Source organism: Marinithermofilum abyssi, assembly GCF_014641195.1.
Lineage (GTDB): Bacteria > Bacillota > Bacilli > Thermoactinomycetales > DSM-45169 > Marinithermofilum > Marinithermofilum abyssi.
In genome coordinates, this window is record NZ_BMHQ01000003.1 from 262818 (window position 1) to 282996 (window position 20179).

At 48.6% G+C, this 20179-nt stretch carries 19 protein-coding genes and 2 pseudogenes; 8 read left to right on the plus strand and 13 right to left on the minus strand.

Annotation, left to right across the window (positions count from 1 at the left end; translation table 11 throughout):
• Nucleotides 1-125 precede the first annotated feature (125 nt).
• Both IEW70_RS18670 and IEW70_RS05830 read left to right on the plus strand, forming a co-directional pair.
• Nucleotides 126-710 (plus strand): annotated as a pseudogene (locus IEW70_RS18670) (IMEF encapsulin system ferritin-like cargo protein).
• 17 nt (nt 711-727) lie between these two features.
• The gene (locus IEW70_RS05830) at nt 728-1573 is read left to right on the plus strand and encodes a family 1 encapsulin nanocompartment shell protein (protein WP_188646979.1); all 846 of its coding nucleotides are present in this window, start codon (nt 728-730) and stop codon (nt 1571-1573) included.
• Nucleotides 1574-1668: 95 nt separating this feature from the next.
• On the opposite strand, the gene IEW70_RS05835 is transcribed toward IEW70_RS05830, so the two are convergent.
• Genes IEW70_RS05835 through IEW70_RS05850 form a run of 4 tightly spaced genes read right to left on the minus strand, consistent with a single transcriptional unit; the run spans nt 1669 to nt 4391 of the window.
• Nucleotides 1669-2241 carry a hypothetical protein gene (locus tag IEW70_RS05835; RefSeq protein WP_188646980.1) on the minus strand — a complete coding sequence of 191 codons (573 nt, stop codon included), beginning with the start codon at nt 2239-2241 and terminating at the stop codon, nt 1669-1671.
• Between the two features lie 20 nt (nt 2242-2261).
• On the minus strand, nt 2262-2567 hold the full coding sequence (locus IEW70_RS05840; RefSeq protein WP_188646981.1) for a DUF3817 domain-containing protein: 306 nt from the start codon (nt 2565-2567) through the stop codon (nt 2262-2264).
• 52 nt (nt 2568-2619) lie between these two features.
• Nucleotides 2620-3705, minus strand: coding sequence for a M42 family metallopeptidase (locus tag IEW70_RS05845; RefSeq protein ID WP_188646982.1), 1086 nt, complete (start codon nt 3703-3705; stop codon nt 2620-2622).
• 23 nt (nt 3706-3728) lie between these two features.
• Entirely contained in the window at nt 3729-4391 is a 663-nt protein-coding gene (locus IEW70_RS05850; protein WP_188646983.1) for a YneB family resolvase-like protein, read from the minus strand.
• A gap of 76 nt (nt 4392-4467) precedes the next feature.
• On the opposite strand from IEW70_RS05850, the gene IEW70_RS05855 reads away from it, so the two are divergent.
• The gene (locus IEW70_RS05855) at nt 4468-4650 is read left to right on the plus strand and encodes a DUF896 domain-containing protein (protein WP_188646984.1); all 183 of its coding nucleotides are present in this window, start codon (nt 4468-4470) and stop codon (nt 4648-4650) included.
• 299 nt (nt 4651-4949) lie between these two features.
• On the plus strand, nt 4950-5303 hold the full coding sequence (locus tag IEW70_RS05860; RefSeq protein ID WP_188646985.1) for a transcriptional regulator: 354 nt from the start codon (nt 4950-4952) through the stop codon (nt 5301-5303).
• A 141-nt stretch (nt 5304-5444) separates the two neighbouring features.
• On the opposite strand, the pseudogene ppsA reads toward IEW70_RS05860, so the two are convergent.
• A pseudogene (gene ppsA / locus IEW70_RS05865) lies at nt 5445-7472 on the minus strand (phosphoenolpyruvate synthase); the annotation flags it as partial.
• Between the two features lie 22 nt (nt 7473-7494).
• A complete protein-coding gene (locus IEW70_RS05870; protein WP_188646986.1) occupies nt 7495-8106 on the minus strand; it encodes a TetR/AcrR family transcriptional regulator in 612 nt (203 codons plus the stop codon).
• A 369-nt stretch (nt 8107-8475) separates the two neighbouring features.
• On the opposite strand from IEW70_RS05870, the gene IEW70_RS05875 reads away from it, so the two are divergent.
• A complete protein-coding gene (locus IEW70_RS05875; RefSeq protein ID WP_188646987.1) occupies nt 8476-9240 on the plus strand; it encodes a MerR family transcriptional regulator in 765 nt (254 codons plus the stop codon).
• 250 nt (nt 9241-9490) lie between these two features.
• Here the strand turns inward: IEW70_RS05875 and IEW70_RS05880 are convergent, their stop codons facing one another.
• Entirely contained in the window at nt 9491-10054 is a 564-nt protein-coding gene (locus IEW70_RS05880; RefSeq protein WP_188646988.1) for a GNAT family N-acetyltransferase, read from the minus strand.
• Between the two features lie 130 nt (nt 10055-10184).
• Nucleotides 10185-10631: an SRPBCC family protein gene (locus IEW70_RS05885; protein WP_188646989.1), complete on the minus strand. Its 447-nt coding sequence runs from the start codon at nt 10629-10631 to the stop codon at nt 10185-10187.
• A 730-nt stretch (nt 10632-11361) separates the two neighbouring features.
• Between IEW70_RS05885 and IEW70_RS05890 the strand changes: the two genes are divergently transcribed.
• The 3 genes from IEW70_RS05890 (at nt 11362) to IEW70_RS05900 (ending at nt 14501) form a co-directional block, all read left to right on the plus strand.
• Nucleotides 11362-11793: a GNAT family N-acetyltransferase gene (locus IEW70_RS05890; protein WP_188646990.1), complete on the plus strand. Its 432-nt coding sequence runs from the start codon at nt 11362-11364 to the stop codon at nt 11791-11793.
• Nucleotides 11794-12128: 335 nt separating this feature from the next.
• Nucleotides 12129-12794, plus strand: a complete 666-nt coding sequence (locus IEW70_RS05895; RefSeq protein ID WP_188646991.1) for a TerC family protein — start codon at nt 12129-12131, stop codon at nt 12792-12794.
• Between the two features lie 348 nt (nt 12795-13142).
• Entirely contained in the window at nt 13143-14501 is a 1359-nt protein-coding gene (locus IEW70_RS05900) for a UDP-N-acetylmuramoyl-tripeptide--D-alanyl-D-alanine ligase (RefSeq protein WP_188646992.1), read from the plus strand.
• Between the two features lie 76 nt (nt 14502-14577).
• Here the strand turns inward: IEW70_RS05900 and IEW70_RS05905 are convergent, their stop codons facing one another.
• The 5 genes from IEW70_RS05905 to asnS all read right to left on the minus strand — a co-directional run bounded on the left by IEW70_RS05905 (nt 14578) and on the right by asnS (nt 20021).
• On the minus strand, nt 14578-15294 hold the full coding sequence (locus IEW70_RS05905; RefSeq protein ID WP_229751854.1) for an exonuclease domain-containing protein: 717 nt from the start codon (nt 15292-15294) through the stop codon (nt 14578-14580).
• A 4-nt stretch (nt 15295-15298) separates the two neighbouring features.
• Nucleotides 15299-16363 carry a DUF294 nucleotidyltransferase-like domain-containing protein gene (locus IEW70_RS05910; protein WP_188646994.1) on the minus strand — a complete coding sequence of 355 codons (1065 nt, stop codon included), beginning with the start codon at nt 16361-16363 and terminating at the stop codon, nt 15299-15301.
• On the minus strand, nt 16363-17670 hold the full coding sequence (locus IEW70_RS05915) for an ammonium transporter (RefSeq protein WP_188646995.1): 1308 nt from the start codon (nt 17668-17670) through the stop codon (nt 16363-16365). Before IEW70_RS05915 ends, IEW70_RS05910 begins: the two co-directional genes overlap by 1 nt.
• 238 nt (nt 17671-17908) lie before the next feature.
• Nucleotides 17909-18634: a DnaD domain-containing protein gene (locus tag IEW70_RS05920; RefSeq protein WP_229751841.1), complete on the minus strand. Its 726-nt coding sequence runs from the start codon at nt 18632-18634 to the stop codon at nt 17909-17911.
• A gap of 97 nt (nt 18635-18731) precedes the next feature.
• Nucleotides 18732-20021 (minus strand): asparagine--tRNA ligase, encoded by a 1290-nt coding sequence (gene asnS, locus IEW70_RS05925; protein WP_188646996.1) that lies wholly within the window; start codon nt 20019-20021, stop codon nt 18732-18734.
• Nucleotides 20022-20179: the final 158 nt, after the last annotated feature.

A 20179-nucleotide genomic window follows, 5' to 3' on the forward strand; every position in this document is an offset into this window, starting at 1 on the left:
ATGGGCCTTTTCGCGCGAAGCCCCCTAGAAACCAACCCCTAAGCAGGGGTTGGTTTCTTAGGTTATAAAAAACACACGTTAAGGAAAGAATGTTTTCTATCCTTTTTAAAGGGGTTACACGAACAATGGATAAAGTCTTTTCCGAATTGCATCCCATATTTTCACGTACCAAAGCATCAATTGAGACCTTCGTGCAGATGTTGGAACCTGTTGTGGAGCAGGCAGCGACTGAAAAGGAACGACTGTATTTTCACCATATCATCGAAGAAGAAGAACAGCGTCTGGAACGCCTGGAAACCCTTCTGCCCAGACTAGAGAAGCTTGTCGATTCGAATATCCCCGTGCAACACTCAAAGTTGTCTCCCTGGTCAGTCGGGAACCTTCGATTTAAAGGAGAGTAGAAAATGGATCGCCGCGACTTTTTGCTATTACTGCAGGATATCAACCTCGAAAAGTTTGGTTTACATAATTTCATCGAGCACTTGGATTTAGCCAAATTCGAGCTTCCCGATGAATCTATTGTGCAAACGTTAAAGGAACTGCGGGATATCTCCCAACGGGATTATGAGCGTGTAAAAGAAATCGTCTCGATGCTGAACGAAGCCTTTAACCAAGATCTTGAACCAGGTAAATCAGAACCCATAACTGCTTTCAATTCCAAACGGCGTTTTACGGTTGGCAATATGATCAACCGGTCATCTACCCTTTAATCGGAGGATGAAATAGCATGGACAAAACGAAAAAATACCAGGATGCTCCATTTTCCCCGGACGACTGGGCCGAACTGGAAACCACAGTGGTTCAAACAGCTCGACGCCAGCTCGTAGGTCGCCGGTTTACTCCACTGTACGGTCCCTTGGGGGCTGGGATCCAAAGCGTCCCCCATTTTATTTATGATGCTCCAAAACCGGGCCAGTTGGATTTGACGGGAGAATCAAGTAACCCGACGCAGCCCTCTCGCCGGGTAAACTTAAATATCCCGATACTATATAAGGACTTCACCGTGTATTGGCGGGATCTGGATCTGTCCGATAAATTGAATACTCCCATTGATTTTAGTGCAGCAGCCGATGCCGCTTCCTACGTGGCTTTAAAGGAAGACGATCTGATCTTCAACGGGGAGGATTCCTTGGATATCCCGGGATTGATGAATGTGAAAGGGCGACACACCCAGATCCGGGAGGACTGGATGAAGGCGGGCAACGCATTCCAAGATGTTGTTGAAGCACGCAACAAGCTGCTTTCATCCGGGCATTCCGGACCCTATGCTTTGGTATTGTCTCCCTATCTGTACTCCCTTTTGCATCGGGTCCATCCGGAAACCCACGTCTTCGAAATCGAACATGTGAGGGAACTGGTGACAGACGGCGTTTACCAATCCCCTGTAATCAAGGGGCACGCCGGAGTATTGGTGGAGACTGGAGAACAGAATTTAGATTTGGCTGTGGCAGAAGACTTTGATACGGCCTACCTGGATTCCGAAGACATGAACCACCATTTCCGGGTTTACGAAGCCCTCGTCCCCCGGATTAAACGACCAACAGCCGTCTGCACGCTGGAAGACCCCCAATAAAAAAATGAAGCGGAAAATAAACGATTTCCGCTTTGGATCGGGCATTGCTTCTAGTGATGCCTGTTTTATTTTTCTATATGGGAAAACCTGTGTTCTTACGAGACCCGTCGCTTTTGGAGGTCTTTTCGGATAAAATTTAAATGTTCCCGTTCTTCAATGTTTTCCCATCCGATATCCTCCACAATACGAAGAGCTTCCTTTCGAAATGTATCGGTAATAAAACCGCTGTTCACTTCGCATAACCGATCGAGATACCTTAACAATTCCTGTTGGCGTTGTTGCCGATAAACGGAATTATGTAAATCCTTTAAATCAACATGGCGTACCTGATGAATCTGTCCCACTTCTCCTGTGTGGACGATCATGTGTTTTCCTTCAAAGGTAACAAGCCCTATCAAATAAAATTGGTCACCTGCTCGCTCCAACGATACAATGACGGGGTACTGGTATTCCTCACCGGTTCGTAGGCGAATCAATTCCGCCTCCACTGCTCCTCCCAGATTTCGCTGGTTAAGTAAAACGGTGCATATATCCGACAGGCCTTTGATTTGATAGCGCATGGCCAACCCACCCCATTGATATCGTTTCTCATTATCATTTGTATTGTAGATTAATTGAGAAAGATAATCAATTGGTATTCTATCCCATTCAATATCCACTTTATTCAAGGGGTGGGATCTGCTACTTTTTATGAAGAGATCATCTCCTGATCCTGGCGCAGCCGTGCATCCAGAACAAAGTTGCCAAAGGGGATGACGGATGCGATGAACGCACCAAGCACGCGCATCATTGACCAGCGGTGTACGATGGTTACGTGAGCGACTGCGGCCAAATACAGGACAAACAGCAGACCATGAATCGAGCCGGCAACCATGACAGCCACCGGCAGTCCCGCAAAATATTTCAGAGGCATGGCGATTCCGAGAAGCACGAGGAAGGAGATCCCTTCCATCAAGGCGATGATACGCAAACGCCCAATCGGGGTGTCCAACATAATATCATCTCCAGACGGTTGAAATATCACTAGAGCGACCTTACCCTTCGGTTCAGCGACATATGCCTTCATCTCCTTTTAACATAGCCACCGTATCCGTATCCAATCGCTTGACCAATGCTCTTAAGAAAGCCTTTGCCGCTTCGATATCCCCTTTGTCCACCACCGCGGCATGGGAGTGGATATACCGGGCACAAATACCGATGGCGGCAGAGGGTACTCCTTTTCCGGTACGATGGACCGCACCGGCATCCGTACCGCCTTGGGACACGAAAAACTGGTACGGAATCTCTTCTTGTTCCGCTGTTTTAATCAGAAACTCCCGCATTGCAGGCAGAGGAACCATGGACCGGTCAACAAGGCGAATCACTACGCCTTTACCCAGTTCTCCGAAGCCGTCTTTAACTCCCGGTGTATCTCCGGCAGGCCCAGCATCCACTGCGAAAAACACATCCGGTTCCACCGTGTTGGCTGCAGTGACAGCCCCGCGCAAACCCACTTCTTCCTGTACGGTTGCTCCGGCGTACACCACATTGGGATGTTCCGCTTGGTGCAAATCCTCCAGCAGTTCCAATGCCAGGCCGCAGCCGAAACGGTTGTCCCACGCTTTCGTCATCAACCGTTTGCCCCCTTCCATCTCTACAAAGGGACAGACGGGAACGATGGAGTCTCCCGGTCGGATCCCGAAGGTTTCCACCTCTTTTCGGTCTGAAGCCCCCACATCGATAAACATCTGCTCTACTTCCACCGGCTTTTTGCGGGCATCGGGGGAAAGCAGATGTGGCGGTGTCGACCCGATCACCCCCGGAATCCGTTTGCCTGAGCGGGTGACTACTTCCACCCGTTGGGCCAGCATCACCTGACTCCACCATCCGCCCAAGGGCTGAAATTTGAGAAAGCCTTGATCTGTAATGCGGGTCACCATAAATCCGACCTCATCCATATGGCCGGCGACCAGGATGCGCGGCCCGTCTTCCTTGCCCCGTAGCACACCGAACAGACTGCCCAAATGATCCTGTACGGTTTCCTCAGTGTACTGCATGATGTGCTTTCGGAGAGCTTGCCGAACTTCCCCTTCCGCTCCGGGCACACCGGGCAATTGGGTCAACTCCTCCATCCGTTTCCAATTGATGGACATCGTATCACCTCATCCTTTGATCGCTATGTATCCATTTTTACTTCTTGCTCTAATCCGGCGAGATACTCCCGGTAGCGACGGTGAACCGTCGCACGGGACACCTGATAACCGAACCCTTGCAGTGTAGCTGCAATCTCCTCGAAGGTCAACTTCTTGTCTTTCAACGCCACGATTTGCTCGATGGGCACCTCTTTTTTCTCTCGTCCTCCTTGGCCCTGGTTTTTCAGGTTATACTGCGGCTGATACCCATTTTGAATTGCCCGCTGCATTCCCCAGCTGATCTTTTGTCGCATCAGCTTTCGCTGTAACTCTTCCACTTTGGCTATGATATGTAAAACCGTCGATTCGCCCGCCTCCAATTCCAGCTCCCCTTCGTGCTGTAGACTGAAAATACGGCAGCCCATGCGGTAAAGCTGATGGATGATCGCCAGCTTGGTCTCTCCCCTGCCCAGGCGGGTGTCATCCTGGATTAAGACGGTATCTGCTTTCTTTTCCCGGACTATTTTTAGCAATTGATATAGCCCTGGGCGATTCAGATCAAAGCCGCTGTGTTGCTCGGCAATCACTTCTACGACTTCACACGGAAGTGAGACCGCCCATTCTTGCAGGGACTGTTGTTGGCGTTCCAGACTGGTTTCCTGCTCGTTTCGTTTGGTACTTACCCGTGCATAGATGACTCCCTTCATCCATCGGTTCACCTCCTTCAGGACTTGTCAAAACGGTCCGTGTCGGCTAAAGTGTTCAAAGGAGGAGGGATGTGGCGTGATCACCACTGAACTGATCAACCGGATCAATCACCTGGCCCGCAAACAAAAGGCCGAAGGTTTGACACCGGAGGAAAAATTCGAGCAGCAACAGTTGCGGCAACAATACCTCAAAGCGATCCGCGGTCAAGTGAAAAATCAGCTGGACCGTATTCGCTTTGTGGAAGACAGACAAAAATAAGCCGCTCTTTTATTATAAACCAGTAATCCGCGATGTGATATTGTCAAAAAAGCCAGCAGGTACTGTGCTGGCTTTTTTGCATTGTTTATCTCTATTCAGTATCTCCCCTTCTTCAACACAGATGTGCAAGGGTTTGATTTGTTGGAAAATTAGTTGACTTTCGATGATCCGTTGGTAAAGGAGATTCATTTTTTATATATGGAGGTAGATTGTGTTTTTGTTACAAACCAGTTGTTGCTTAGAACCCATTTGTATCGTATAATGATGCTGAATTTTCCGATGTGAAGGTGGAATGGCCATTGTTGCCTTTTAAAGAATTGGCCAAATTGGACAAATTAGTGCACGAGCCCGCCCGACTCTCGATATTAACCGCCTTGTCGGCGTGTACCATGGCGGAATTCCTGTTCTTGCAGGAATTGACCGGATTGACCAAGGGGAATATGTCCTGTCATCTGGCCAAACTGGAAAAAGCTGGACTTGTGGTTATCGATAAGCATTTTGTGAGAAAAAAGATTCCCCAAACCACTATACGGATTACATCCGAAGGTCGGGCAGCCGTACAGAAACACTGGGAGCACTTAGAGCGGATTCAATCTGAGATCCAGCGCCAGGGCGCACATAAAGAAAACCGGGACACTCCCCAAGTACGATGAGGAGCGTTCCGGTTTTCTTTATACATATCTACGGTCAGACATTGGCGGACATGGGTTATCCCTGTTACTCTGTACCTTATCGGACTTGTTCGTGGGAGAACCCAGGGATGGATGACCGCTAACGGTACGTTAGCGGTCATTCTAAGTTACAACCAGTTCTACATACCCCTCTGTTCCGGTCACACGGATCCGCTGTCCGTCTTTGATCAGTTTCGTGGCGTTTTCCACCCCTACGACTGCCGGAAGACCATATTCGCGTGCAATGACGGAACCGTGGGTCATCAGCCCGCCTACTTCCGTCACCAAGCCTTTGACAGATACAAACAACGGCGTCCAGCTGGGATCAGTAAATGCCGTAACCAGGATATCGCCATCCTCTATGTTGGCTTCCTCCATCTTTAAAACGACACGTGCGCGGCCCTCGACCATGCCGGATGAAACGGGAAGGCCCGCCAAAGCCCCTTGAGGAATATTATTCGTGCTGTATTCGCCAAATAGGACCTCTCCCTCGGATGTCATAATCCGCGGGAGCGTCAACTTCTCATAGATCGAGTAATCCTCTTTTCTCTCGGTTATGATGCTGTAATCCAGCCGGCCTGTGCGAACAGCCTCCCTAAATTCCTCAAAGGTTAGATAGTAGATATCCTCCTTCTCCCGGATGATACCCTTTTGTACCAGCTTAGCTGCCTCCTCCAGCAGGGCCTGCTTATAAATGTAGTAACGTCTGATGAAGGCATACTTGGGATATTCCCGATAGCCAATAAAATGGCGCAAAACGCTGATCATCTTCTTTGTTTTTTTGGCCTTTCGTGTGCCGCCCGGCAATTGCTTCAAGCGGCTTAAAAGCTCCTGCTTCTTCAGCTCGGCTCTCAATCGTCCTTGCTCAAATTTGACGCTGCGCGCATTCGGTTCAAAATTTTTGATGTTATTGAGAATCATGGGGATCAGTGCGGTTAGCTGTTCAATCCACCGGGGCTTGGTGATATCAATTTCCCCGGGACAACGCATGCCGTATTTTTCAAGGTATGCTCTCAGGGCTTTGATGACCGCATCGCCGTCTTCCAGTTGGGCCAGATCCTCAAAAAAGGTCCATCCTTGGCATGATGAAAATATTCTATCACCGCCGGATATTGCCGGACCACGTCCGCTACATCCAATAAGGCTAGACCCATTTCAGGTGTAACGTTATTGGCTACCGATTGGGAAAGCGTATCGGCCGCGTTCTTTTCTCCCAACCATTTCTCCATTTTCTTATTGATCCAGTTCGATGCGAACACCCCAACCATGATCGCTCCCAAACTCCGTGGATCATACAGGAGTTCTTTTAATTGCTTATGGTCTTGTAAAATAAGTGCAAACAACTCATCTCCGGATACGTTTGCGACCTTCTGCTGCAGATCTTTGATGGACGCCTTGTTACGGGAAATGAATTGTTGAATGATCGCTGGGTCGTTTTTTCGGTAGATCTGGGTGGGATGAATAAGAAGTGCCCAGGATAGTCCCTTTCTACCCATGCTGAAAACCCTCTTGCCGCGAGGCAGTGTTTTCATAAACGATTTTCGCTTCATTAAACTCAAGATCGCGTTCTTCATCAGAGGATCGTTCTTACCCATCGTACTGAGTACGATCCTTCGGACGATGGGCGAAGCCAGATCGTGGGTGAGATCAACAAACAGCCTTCCACCGGCACAGACCGTTGGAACATCATCCGACAAAAACCGAAGGAAGGACATCCCCAATGGTTTGATGGCATCTGTCATCATCTGCTGATGGCCGAACGACATATAGACACGGTTCCGCCCATCGTCCACGTCGGGGATCGGGTATAAAGTGGTGATCGGGCGACTCTACACGATATAGAACGTATCCTCAAAAAGGCACCATTCGATGTCCTGGGGGCAGGCAAAATAGGCTTCGATTTTTCGACCTATACAGGCCAGCTGCAAAATCTGGTCATCCGTCAGCGTCTGCCTGTTCTGCCGCTCTAGATCGATCTCCCGTTCCTCTGTGCTCCCTTCTTGTAAGGCATATACGGCCAGTTTCTGGTGGAGATCGTCTTCTCAACAACCCTCCCTCCCAAACCTTTTAGTTATCTGCAGACACCAAGCCGGAAACGAGCGCCTCGCCAAGTCCAAAGCTGGCATCGATGGACAATACCTTCCGGTTGGCACGCGATATCTCTCCTTTGTATTTACCGTTCTATTCCATATCGGATCATGGCTAGAAAACGGTTCATCTCGTCGATAATGCGTTCCATATATTTTTCATCCAAGTTGGTTTTATCCGCTACCTCCGTTAAGAGCTTGTCTTCCAAATGTTTCAATATGATCCAGATCAGTTCAAATGCCTGACTGCGGTCCACACCTTCTTTGAGAGTGACTTTCTCAAACAAACGTTCCAAAACCTTATTCCTGTTGGCCATCAGTGAACCCATTTTTTCTTCAATATCCGCCTTCAGTTCTTTCGGCGTCGCATAAAAGGCTTCCGTCAACACTTTGTACTCCTCGGGATTTTCTTTACAGTAATCAAGTTTGATGCGGCTGAATCGGTCTATGGCTTCAAAAAAGTCCTCGTATTCCGGTAGATCGTCAAAGCGAAGTTCAGCCTTCATTTTTTCAATGCATCGATCCAAAACACAGAAATACAATTCCTTCTTGCTCCTGAAATGATGAAAAATCAGGGCTTTAGATATGCCGGCCGCCTCTGCCAACATCGCAGTCGAGGTCTTTTCATATCCGTGATGGGCGAATACAGCCAAACAGGCGTCCAAGATATGTTCTTTTTCATAAAGTTGTAGAGGCAATGGCTGTATCTCCTTTCATTATGCTGACCATGAAGTCAGTATAACTATAATTCATGCTGACTAATCGGTCAATATATTTTATTTGAGAGTAACTGAATAATTCATGTGTGCATCGCCCTCCATGAGCCGAACAGATGGCCGTCAAACGTCTTAAAGTACAAATTTTTTCGGTAACCCCTAGAGGGGTACGGTTAACGATTCACGAAATTCGGGGCCGATCCCATTACCTTTACCGAAAGAGAACCGATTTTCCTGTTAAAGGGAAATCGGCTTTTGTTTGCCCTTAAAAAAAGGGCACACTCCCCCAAAAAAGGATTGACATTGACGTATGCGTAAAGGTGTACAGTTATGGTGTCAGGAGGTGAACACATGGAATACACCGTGCAGAAGCTGGCCCAGTTGGCGGGAATCAGTGCCAGAACGCTTCGGTATTATGATGAGGTCGGGATTCTGAAGCCGGCAAGAATCAACTCGTCGGGATACCGGATCTATGGTCAGGCGGAAGTAGACCGTTTACAGCAAATCCTGTTTTACAAGGAATTAGGAGTCAGTCTTGAGGTGATTAAAGAAATCATCACTTCCCCTTCCTACGACGGAGCCAAAGCTCTTCGGGAACACCGTGAACAACTCCTCGACAAAAGAAAGCGGTTGGATGTGCTGATCGCCAATGTGGAAAAAACAATTGCTTCAATGGAAGGGAGAATCATCATGACCGATAAAGAGAAGTTTGAAGGTTTCAAGCAGCAGATGATTGATGAGAACGAAAAAAAGTACGGGAAAGAGATTCGGGAGAAGTATGGCGACGACGCCATTGATAAGTCCAATGAAAAGCTGAAGAACATGACTCAAAAAGAGTTTGAAGAGGCCGCGCGTCTGGCGAATGAAGTGACCGCCACTTTAGCCGAAGCGTTCAAAACCGGTGATCCTGCCAGCGACTTGGCTCAAAAAACGGCTGAATTGCATAAGCAGTGGCTGATGTATTACTGGAGCGAATACAGCAAAGAAGCACACGCAAACCTTGCCCAAATGTATGTAGAGGATGAACGGTTTAAGGCGTACTATGAAAAGCGGCCTGGTATGACCAAATTCCTGAGAGACGCGATTCACATCTATACAGGTGGAAACAGATCATAAGGTGAACACCATCGAATTTTCATCAGTAGTTTACTACAGAAAAGAAAAATGTCCGCTACCTTATGGAATACATGACCTATGTTATGGAACAAGAGTTTGACGGAATTGAATAAAGATGTGATAAGGTCCTTGGATATGTTCCAGGGACTTTTCCATTACACATGACTGATCCTAGAGTTTCTCATACATGGGATGGAGGTAGCGAAGCCCGATTTTGTCGCCAATGAAATATTCTCAAAGCGAACTTTAATCATCTACTAAATATTATGGACATATCATTAGTGCATCTCCTCCAAATCATATGATCACACCCCTCACCCCAATAATCCTTCAGCAAATAATCAGGCTCTCCAAATTTCTTCTTCCATATCTTCTGCGTATTGTTATATCCGCTATCCAGACAAAATTCTTTGATTCCCCTATTCAGAAAGGTAAGAAACATTACGTTTAAAAGTAAAGTCCCTATACCACGTCTTTGATAATCTGGATGTACAAATACAGTTCCTATCTCATACAACTCTTTCAATGCTCCATCTGTGCAAACATTAATCAGCTCACTAGCAGGACCATATTCAATTGTACCGATAACTTTATTGCAATTTTTATCTGAAGATATCAAAAAATATCGACTCTTCCCATTGCTATCAAAGTCACATTTCAAGTATTGTTTCTTATTTTCAATTTCATTTTCTATATCATCAAGCAACTCCGATAAACCTTCTCTAGCAAATGTATCCTTAATGACTGTACTAAAAAATTGATTTAGCTCTTTAGTGTCCTCAATTCGTGGTCTTCTTATCTCAATGTTATACACCCAAAATCACTCCTTGACTAACCTGCACTCGTTAGCTTAATACTTACTTTTGTAGATTGTCATCTTTATTTCATGCAATAACCACCCGGTACCCTGTACGTTAAAGGTCCCGGGTGGTATATTGCATCCCTTAGCTAAGTGTCGCGGCAAGCACGTCGAGCATCTTGGTCCAGGCGTTCTCGGTTCGGCTCACGTAGTCCGCCCAGTCCTGGTGCAATTCGTGGGTCAAGGTGAGCTCGCACCCCTTCTCCAGCGGTACGATGTCGATGATCACGCGACTGCTTCCCTCCTCGCCCGCCACCCCCCAGGTGAACACGAGGCGGCGAGGCCGATCGATTTCAAGATACTCCCCTACGTGGTCAATTTCCTGTCCTTGTCGACGCACAACGAAAGAGAACGAGCCTCCCACGCGCGGATCGAGAGAGATGCACACGACTTCTTCTTCACGTTCAGGATAAGCAGGGCCGAACATCCATTTGCCGATCATCACAGGGTCCAGCCAAGCGTCGAAGACTCGCTCAGGAGATACGCTAAATTGACGAGTAACCCTTACATTGACATGTGATTCAGAGTTCATCCAAATCATCCTTTCTTTTTCAGGCGTCTCTACTGAGGTAAAGTCTGGATTGGAAGTTTTTCAAGAGCATCCAGTCTGTCGGAACAGAACTGTCGATACGGCTTAAGCCTATTATCGATTTTCTGCTATTGGTTCGGCATGTAACTGGTACACGTGTTTTTGCGCTCTTCGGCGAACCTCAACCAAGCCGGTTTCGTGAAGAAGCCGAAGATGTTTGGAGACTCCAGGTTGACTGGATCCGTTATTTCTCCATCCAGCGCAATTCGGCTAATCTGGTTGCTTCCCCACTCCGTAAACCCAAAGTGCACCATCCGGTCTCCTGTTATTCCAAACGGGCCTGAATTAGCAAGAGGAACGAGTAATCAGTTATTTCACCTTTTATTGTTATCCTCCCTATCTGCTGGCTCCAGATACGATAATAAGAGTCCAGCATCTGATGTAGGAGAACCATTCTTCCGATTCGATATCCTTTGTTCTCAGTAACCATAGCGCTCCGTCAATCCCTACTGCAATCCCGTATGGACCTGATTCATGAGTAGCACTAATCCTTTCTGATCGGATCACTTGTGTCCAAACTTCACACAGCACTTCGGAAAATATACAAACTAAAGGAAAGGCGTTATACAATTTTTCATCACGCTGAAGGACTTGGTGCTAAGTATGTCGAAAAGCTTTTAACCGTGTAAGAATCTCATCCCAGAACAGGTAACGGAAGAGGAGGTTTAGCTCTTTGAAGTTTTGTTTATTTGAAACACTTCCGACTCAAAAAGTCAAGGAAGAGATAAGCAGCCTCCACTATTCTATTTTTCAGCAACCACTCCCCTGGGAGGTACTTCAAACAAAAGAATCTCCATTGATCCAAATCGCCGAGGAGGATGCGTGCGTTGTTGGGTACAAAATCGGATATGAGGAAAAACGAGGGCGGTTTTACAGCTGGATCGGTGGTGTAAGCCCGGCTTACCGAGGGAAAGGTATAGCTTCTACACTTATGCGGACACAGCATCAATGGTGTAAAGAAAATGGATACACCGAAATCATGACAAAAACAAAAAACAAATGGAGAAACATGCTGATCCTTAACTTAAAACATGGGTTTGATATTATAGGAACTTACACCGATCATAAAGGTGAACCTAAGCTTATTTTAAGTAAAAGCTTATAAGCAAGCAAATTCCAATACATGATACGTCTCTGTTACATCATTTGGGCTGGAAATCGCAACTGACGAGCATGGTGGGAATGGGTCTGTAATACAAACTTGTTTTCAAAAATTTAACTTGACGGTCATGGAGGGGTGGATTATGATAAAACTACAATTGCATTGGTCCTTTTTGCCTTGATAAAGGGGAGTAGCTGTACAACAAAGTCGTCATTACGGGAATGTTCCCCGGCTTTGTTGGCAACGTTAACGTTGTTAGCAAGACCTTTACCATTATTTGGTAGGGGTCTTTTTCTTTTGTCAAAAACATACTATAATGGAGAAGCGAGGTTGGGACTATGGATTTACTGTCGTTAGAGTTTTGGCAAGCTTTACTGTCCATTGTAATCATTGACCTGGTGTTGGCTGGTGACAACGCTATCGTCATCGGTATGGCAGCTAGAAATCTTCCGCGTCATCAACAAAAACCGGTCATTATTTGGGGAACCGTCGGTGCCATCGTTATTCGGGCAGCCGCTACCCTGGCTGTTGTTTGGTTGTTGAAAATCCCAGGATTATTGTTGGCTGGCGGCATTTTGCTGATCTGGATTGCTTATAAACTGCTGGTGGAAGAAAAAGATCATGAAGACGTAGAAGCCAGCGACACCATGTGGGGTGCCATCCGCACCATTATCATTGCAGATGCCGTTATGGGGCTTGACAACGTTCTCGCCATCGCAGGAGCTGCTCACAGCAATTATGTTTTGGTCATCCTCGGCTTATTGATCAGCGTGCCGGTAGTTATATGGGGCAGTACCGTTATCCTGAAATGGATTGACCGCTACCCATCCATCATCTATATCGGGTCCGCTGTGCTGGCTTGGACTGCCGGGAAAATGATTACGGATGAAAAATTCACCAAGCCCTTTTTTGAAGACAACCCGGTATTGAAATGGGGATTGATCCTCTTCATTATCGGCGGAGTGCTTTTGGCAGGTTACTTGAAAAAGAACAAAACCACCTAATTTTAATACCAGAAAAAGCCTGTTGCATATATGCAACAGGCTTTTTCATTTTTCTGTTCACGAAGTTAGTCTAGAACTTTAAGCGCCCCCATTAACGTCCAAATTCAACTTGCAGCAGCCAATCCACTTTGTTGGTTCCAAAGGAAAGGCTCAGGTATATTCCCTGAGCCTTTGTACGGTGTTCGGAAGTGTTTTCAATCAAGATATGGGCACCTAACTGATGCCAAAACCCTTTGTCACGAATAAACATGTATTATGCGTCCAAGGGGGTATCCCACGGATGGATAGTATCCCGCAGAGGAGGCGGTTCTTACGAAATTCGTCACCCTTATGAAAGGCGCCAGAATCATGGGCGGAAACCTTGTCCGCGGCCATTCCAGCCGTCTTATCAAGGGAGCCATTATCGGGAAGCCGAAACACCTGAAGAAAGACCATGTTTACTTTTACTCCAAATCGAAATCCTGGAATGATCAACTCGCCGTGATCCAGCGCGTCCGCCCCGCTGCCGTCGTCATCCCTAAAAGCCTGATCTCCTCCTCTATACCCAGAGAAACCGGAATTATTGTCGTATCTAATGTCTATCAAGCCATATGGCGTTTGGCTTTATGGAATCGGAGGCAACTCCCCACCCCAGTAGTTGGCATCACAGGGAGTGCGGGGAAGTCCACTACAACGGAAATGGTCTCCTCCATTTTGAAACAAAAATTTTCCTTGATGAAGACGCTGGGCAATCTGAATACCTACAATCTACTCCCCATCCACCTGCTGCGTTTGTCGCCGGGTCATCGACTGTTGGTATTGGAAATGGGCATGAATTCCCTCAACAATATCGGGCGCCAATGCCAAGTCGTTCCCCCGGATGTAGGAGCCGTAACCAATGTGGGCGAAGCTCATGCAGGAAGCTTGGGCGGTCTGAATGTGGTAATCAAAGCCAAACAGGAACTGGTCGACGGAATGAAACCGGGCGGTACCTTGTTTCTCAATGCGGACTGTGAACGCTCGCGCCGTCTCTCCACCAAGCGCTTCAAAGGCAAATTACACACATTTGGAATCAAGAATCCTGCCAGTATTCGCGGGGAGAATATCCGTTTCGGTCAAAGAGGCATGTTGTTTGATGTCCGATTGGATCGGAAACGGTATACGTTTACAATCCCAACGTTCGGCACCCACAACGTCTATAACGCCTTGGCAGCTATTGGAATGGCTCGAGCCATGGGGTGCACCACCGAGCAGATTCAGACCGGCCTGGCTCGCTTTTCCCCTCCAAAAATGCGATTGCAACTGATACAAGGTCCGGGCAAAAGCCTCTTTATCAATGATGCCTGGAATGCCAATCCTACTGCGGCGAAAGCCGGACTATCTGTACTCAGTCACTTTGCCAAAAAGCGCCCGATCACCGCAGTACTGGGAGATATGTTAGAACTCGGTTCATACACCCGCCCAGCCCATCGACTGGTAGGACGATATGCCGCCAAACTCCCGCTTTACAAACTGATCACTTATGGAAAATTCGCGCGGACCATTGCTGAAACCGCCATTGCCAACGGAATGACTCGTTCCTGCGTTCACCATTTCACCAACCGTACCGCCTTATTAAGGTATCTGGATCGTTTGCCCAGCCATTCGGTGATCTACTTTAAAGCATCCCGGAAATCCCGTTTTGAAAAATTAATCGAGGAATTGAAACACCGGCTACCCTCTACCTGAGCCGCCGGTGTTGTTTTTTACTGATTTGGTTGAATGTGTGTACAGTCGGTTTTTGTTTGTGATATAAACTAGTATGTTAAATTGCGGCAATTCGTGCATACAAGTCCTCCAACATCTTCAGATTCAACTCCGAACACCGCTGGATAAACCCTTCCCACAATCGGGCGGTCATCCATGCATCGCCGTCTGCTGTGTGCCTTCCCTGAATCGGGATATCATACATCGCCAAGGCGTAGTCCAACGTGTGTTCCTGCCATTCCGGATGCAGGCATTGCGCCACCCTCCAAGCATCGATCATCCGATGATTGAGGCGGGTTCCCCAGCATCGCATCATGGCTGACTGAATAAATGCTTGATCATGGTGGGCTCCATAAGCAACCAAGGTTCCATTCCCGACAAAACGGAGCCAGGACTCCAACGCTGTGCGAATCGACGGAGCATCCTGCACATCCACATCGGAAATGCCGGTGAGACGGGTGATCCGGCTGGGGATTTCACAGCCGGGGTGCACGAGCGTATGAAAGCGATTAGCATCCTGCATCGATCCATTCTTCACTTTCACTGCACCAATGGCAATGATTTCATCCCCGCCTGCCGGATCAAAACCTGTGGTTTCCAGGTCCACTACTACAAAAAGAGTCTCTCTCAACGGGGTTGCGAGATCGATCCTATTTTTTGCATCTTTAATGGTAGAACGGATAAAGGCCTCCTGATTCCAATCTCCGCTGTTGACTCCTCCCAAAGAGAGCCCCCGTTTGCGAACCCACCGCAGGACGGGATGATTCCAATCCATCACATCAACTGTCTCCCTTGTTCCACCGGTTTCGATTTCGTTGCAGCTCCTTCTGCAACAGCCGCGCTGCCCTCATCGCATCTGTCAGCTGCTTGTTTTCATCCCGTGACAGCACGGTAGGATTTAAATAATGATGAGGGGTTACTGCGGGTTTTTCTTGGTCTGCATGCAGACGCAGACGAAACTGCAGAAAGGTATCAAAAGCACGGAGTACCTCTTCTCCTTTGCCCTGTTCCCAATGACCCTTGGCCACCAACTGATCCACCCTCTCCTTTGTGGAAGCCGCATCCAATCCATGATGGAGGGCCCAGATCCGGACTGCCTCCAGCATTTGCAGATAGCCTCCCGCTTTGAGATTGATACAGCCGGCATAGGGACCGTAACGTTCCCGATAGAAATGATGAAACCATCCCAAAGGAATCGGCTGGTGAGCCGCTCGCTCCGCCTCTTTGCCGAGGGCGGCGGGATTTTGCTGTATGCCCGTCGTCATTTTTCGCAGCAAACGGAAAGCCAATTCCTCTGCTCCGTAAACAGGGCGTCCATCAGCCAGAATCATCAAAAACCGGGTATGGTCCAAAGACGGGGTCTCAACCCAAGCATCGATCCGTTTGGACCACTCCTCCACCGTTCCACGCCACCGCGGATTGGAGGCCATTACATTTCCTTCACATAGCGGGTACCCCGCCCGTTCCAGTCCGCGGGCCACCTCTTCGGCCAATCGGGCAAACCGCTCATCCGACCCGGAATTTACAGCTTCATAGACCAATGCATGATCCTGATCGGTCCAAAAAGTCGCCTCTCTCCTTCCGCCGCTCCCCAACAGGAGCCAACAATAACGTGGAAGAGGCCCGTGCTCCTTTTCTTCTGCCATGCGGATAACCCGCTGCATAATCCAATCATGCCACTGAGATAAAGCTTCCGTCACTTGGATGGGAGAGCAACCCGCCTTCAGCCATTGTATCGCTTCATCTCTCATACTGTGATGAATCTCTCTCAGGCCGTTCAGGTCCAGGCCTGCCTCCACCCTTTGACGGGCTTTCGAGAGCCCCCGATCCAGAATCCCGCTCATCAAGATTCCGTTCCGGTATCAGCCAATGGCTCCCCAATCGCTCCCTTAGGCGGCTGCAACTGTTCGGGATATCCATAAGCACCGTGTTCGCTCAGATCCAGCCCCATCACTTCTTCCTCCTCTGTGACACGGAGACCGATCGCTTTCTTCATGACCCACAGGATGACAAAGGAAACCACAGCCACATACAGAAGAGCTGCTGTCACACCCAATGCCTGCACTCCCAACTGCTTCAACCCGCCTCCGTACAACAATCCCGGACCGCCGATACCCACTTTCTCCACCAGGCGGGGGGAGGCGAAAATCCCCGTGGACAGCGTGCCCCAGATTCCTGCGACACCGTGCACAGAACAGGCGTAGATCGGGTCGTCAATCCCTTTGCGTTCGAAGGAATACGCAGCAAACACCGCTAATGATCCTGCTACGCCGCCGATCACTACTGCCGCCCACGGCTCAACGAAAGCGCAAGAAGCCGTGATCGCTACCAGTGCGGCCAACACACCATTGAGCATCATTGTAACGTCTGCTTTTCCGGTCATTACACGCACCGTAACCAAGGCGGTCAAGGAACCAGCTGCCGCCGCCAGATTCGTAGTGAGAGCGACAAAACCGAAAAATCCGTCTTTTGCCGTCAAGGTGCTGCCGGGGTTAAATCCAAACCATCCAAGCCAAATGATCAGCACCCCCAGAACGGTGTACACCTGATTGTGCCCCGGTAACAGATTGGGGGTGCCGTTTTTATTGAACTTTCCAATCCGCGGCCCCAACATCACAGTGGCAACAAAGGCCGCAACTGCTCCCTGCAAATGAACCACCGTGGAGCCGGCAAAGTCTTGTTTTCCCAACTCATGCAACCAGCCAGCTCCCCATACCCAGTGACCTACCGCCGGATAGATCAACACCGTGTACAATGCACCGAAAATCACATACACACTCAACTTCGCCCGTTCAGCAAACCCTCCCCATGCGATTGCCAAAGAGACAGCCACGAAGGAGAGCTGAAAGAGAAACGACACTTCCAGCGGAATACTTTTCGGATCCGTCGGTAATTTCAGAAAAAATCCTTCCAAACCGATCCATGTATTGCCTTCCCCGAAAGTGAATCCATATCCTACAGCCCAAAAAGCCAGTGCCGCTACGGAAAAGCTCAGCAGCTGCTTGCCTGCCACGTGTCCGGCATTCTTCATCCGTGTCGAACCCGTTTCCAACAAGACAAACCCTGCTTGCATAAAAATGACCAAGATTGCGCAAAGCATGACCCATACTGCATCCACTGATAAAGAAACCGCCAAAGCTGCCACCTCCATGTTATATTACTTAACATTTAAAGGTATAATACCATACATATATGGATATGAAAAGACATATGTTAACTTTTCTTACAATAAGGCGGGTCGCTTGTCGCAAAAAAAGAGCCCTTACGGGCAAGAGATTGCTGACGAAGTCCGATCTTCGCCGAGGATGATAGTAGGCAGGTTTGCGTCCAAAGAAGAGATCCACGATGTCTATGACACGAAAAAATAGACGAAAGCACAAGTGCTTCCGTCAATTCTGGTTCACCCAATTGTATAACGAAAACGAGTCCGTATTTTTTTCCAGTTTCTTATCTTGATAGAGTATGCCTTTCTGTCGAAAACGCCGGGAATGTTCCACTGCCTCTTCCGGCGTGCGAATGTGATTGCGCTGCCATTCCAATAAAATCCGGTCGATATAACGGAAACTCACCTTACCGCAAAACACCGCTTCCCGCAACGCCGCCAGGATCAACTCTTCTGAATGACCATCCTCATCCAGCCACTGGGTGAGCGTCTCACATTCCATCGGGGACAAAGGACGTCCAAATTCCTGTTCAAACAGCGAGAATAAGGTTTGATAAGTCTCTTCTTCGGTTTCTTCTGTCGATGCCTTCACTTCCCGTTCGAGGTAGGAAGCAGCCAATTGCTGCAGCAATGGGGATAAAGAGTAGCGCTCGCTGCGGATGCCGCCCGGCTCCACCGCCTCTTCGATCTGCAAAAAACCGCCGCGGACCAATGACTGCAACCAACGAACCACCTGATCGGAAGAAACGCTCATCCGCTCCTCCAACTGACTGACCGTCGGAAACGGCGTCCCTTCCTTTTCAGCGAAAATGAGAATGTGCAAGAGGAGCATCACTTCCCCTTCACTCAGCCCCAAACGCTTGTATTCGGTGAACAGCATAACGGGAAGGGCAACCGACCCCTGTTCCAACAGATGTACCAATGCAGTGTGGGGGGACATTTTCCGATCCATTTCCATCCACCTCTCTTCCCTACTATATCAACCTCGTCCAATGAAAAACAGTCTTGAAAAGAGAAAGCACCGGTGAATCACCGATGCTTTTCTTATTTCACGGATACAGGCGGTTTAACATCCGCGGGAAGGGGATCGTTTCCCGCACATGGTCCAGTCCGCAAATCCAGGCGACCGTCCGTTCCAATCCCAATCCGAAACCGGAATGCGGCACCGTACCGTAACGGCGCAGATCCATGTACCATTCATAAGCTTCCTTCGGCAGCCTGTGTTCGTCAAAGCGTTGTTTCAACAATTCCGGATCGTCGATCCGCTGACTACCGCCGATGATTTCCCCGTACCCCTCAGGGGCAATCAAGTCGGCGCACAACGCCACTTCCGGCCGCTCAGGGTCCGGCTTCATATAAAAGGCCTTCACTTCCACCGGATAGTGGGTGATAAAGACTGGCTTGTCGAAGCTTTCCGCGATCTTCGTTTCATGAGGAGCACCGAAGTCTTCACCCCACTTGAACTCCATCCCCTCTTTATTGAGAAGCTCCACCGCTTCATCGTACGTAATGCGCGGGAAAGGAGCAGTCACATTTTCAAGCGGCTTCGTGTCCCGGCCAATCTGCTTCAATTCGGCTTCGCAATGCTTCAATACATGCTGTACTACATGAGAGAGCAGATTTTCCTGGATATTGAGGCTCTCCTCGTGAGCACAGAAGGCCATCTCCGGTTCAATCATCCAAAACTCGATCAAATGACGGCGGGTTTTGGACTTTTCCGCGCGAAACGTCGGCCCGAAGGAGTAGACCCGGCCCAACGCCATCGCAGCAGCCTCCATATAGAGCTGACCACTTTGGGTGAGGAAAGCATCCTCATCAAAGTATTTCGTATGGAAGAGGTTGGTCGTTCCTTCACAGGAAGACGGTGTCAACACCGGCGGATCCACCAATGTAAAGCTCTCATTGTTGAGCCAATCTTGAATTGCCCGGATGATTTCTGCCCGGATCTTCAGGATCGCCCGTTGCCGTGGTGAACGGATCCACAAGTGACGGTGATCCATCAGAAACTCCACTCCGTGCTCTTTCAACGCAATGGGGTACTCTTCTGCCACCTGGATCGGTTCCACATCGGTAACATCCAACTCATACCCACTGGGCGCCCGGTCATCTTGTCGAACCGTCCCGGTGACGTAGAGCGAACTTTCCTGAGTCAAGTTTTGCGCCTGCTCCCATACTTCCGGACTTACCTGCTTTTTCACCAGCACCCCTTGAATAAACCCGGTGCCGTCCCGCAGTTGGAGAAACTGGATTTTACCGCTGGAGCGTTTATTATAAAGCCATGCGCCGATTTTTACTTCTTGTCCGACATACTCGGAGATTTTATTGATGGTTGTGACCAAACTTCAACCCTCCATCCCTTTTATGACTTGTCCATTATACCTTTGTGCCGAATGGACAGTCAACGCGGCGGTGAAAAAGCACTTATGATCTCATCCCTTCTTTTTCCGACTCGGATTGGATATGTTAAAGATAATCCGACAAAAAGCAGGTGATTCCG

Bases quoted from the DNA above. Each gene is read 5' to 3' on its own strand.
- IEW70_RS05895 (WP_188646991.1), top strand. From the start codon at position 12,129: ATGGATTTACTGTCGTTAGAGTTTTGGCAAGCTTTACTGTCCATTGTA.
- IEW70_RS05905 (WP_229751854.1), bottom strand. From the start codon at position 15,294: ATGGATTGGAATCATCCCGTCCTGCGGTGGGTTCGCAAACGGGGGCTC.
- IEW70_RS05920 (WP_229751841.1), bottom strand. From the start codon at position 18,634: ATGGATCGGAAAATGTCCCCCCACACTGCATTGGTACATCTGTTGGAA.
- IEW70_RS05850 (WP_188646983.1), bottom strand. From the start codon at position 4,391: ATGAAGGGAGTCATCTATGCACGGGTAAGTACCAAACGAAACGAGCAG.
- IEW70_RS05900 (WP_188646992.1), top strand. From the start codon at position 13,143: ATGGGCGGAAACCTTGTCCGCGGCCATTCCAGCCGTCTTATCAAGGGA.
- IEW70_RS05845 (WP_188646982.1), bottom strand. From the start codon at position 3,705: ATGTCCATCAATTGGAAACGGATGGAGGAGTTGACCCAATTGCCCGGT.
- IEW70_RS05830 (WP_188646979.1), top strand. From the start codon at position 728: ATGGACAAAACGAAAAAATACCAGGATGCTCCATTTTCCCCGGACGAC.
- IEW70_RS05840 (WP_188646981.1), bottom strand. From the start codon at position 2,567: ATGTTGGACACCCCGATTGGGCGTTTGCGTATCATCGCCTTGATGGAA.
- IEW70_RS05910 (WP_188646994.1), bottom strand. From the start codon at position 16,363: ATGAGCGGGATTCTGGATCGGGGGCTCTCGAAAGCCCGTCAAAGGGTG.
- IEW70_RS05875 (WP_188646987.1), top strand. From the start codon at position 8,476: ATGGAATACACCGTGCAGAAGCTGGCCCAGTTGGCGGGAATCAGTGCC.
- IEW70_RS05885 (WP_188646989.1), bottom strand. From the start codon at position 10,631: ATGAACTCTGAATCACATGTCAATGTAAGGGTTACTCGTCAATTTAGC.
- IEW70_RS05915 (WP_188646995.1), bottom strand. From the start codon at position 17,670: ATGGAGGTGGCAGCTTTGGCGGTTTCTTTATCAGTGGATGCAGTATGG.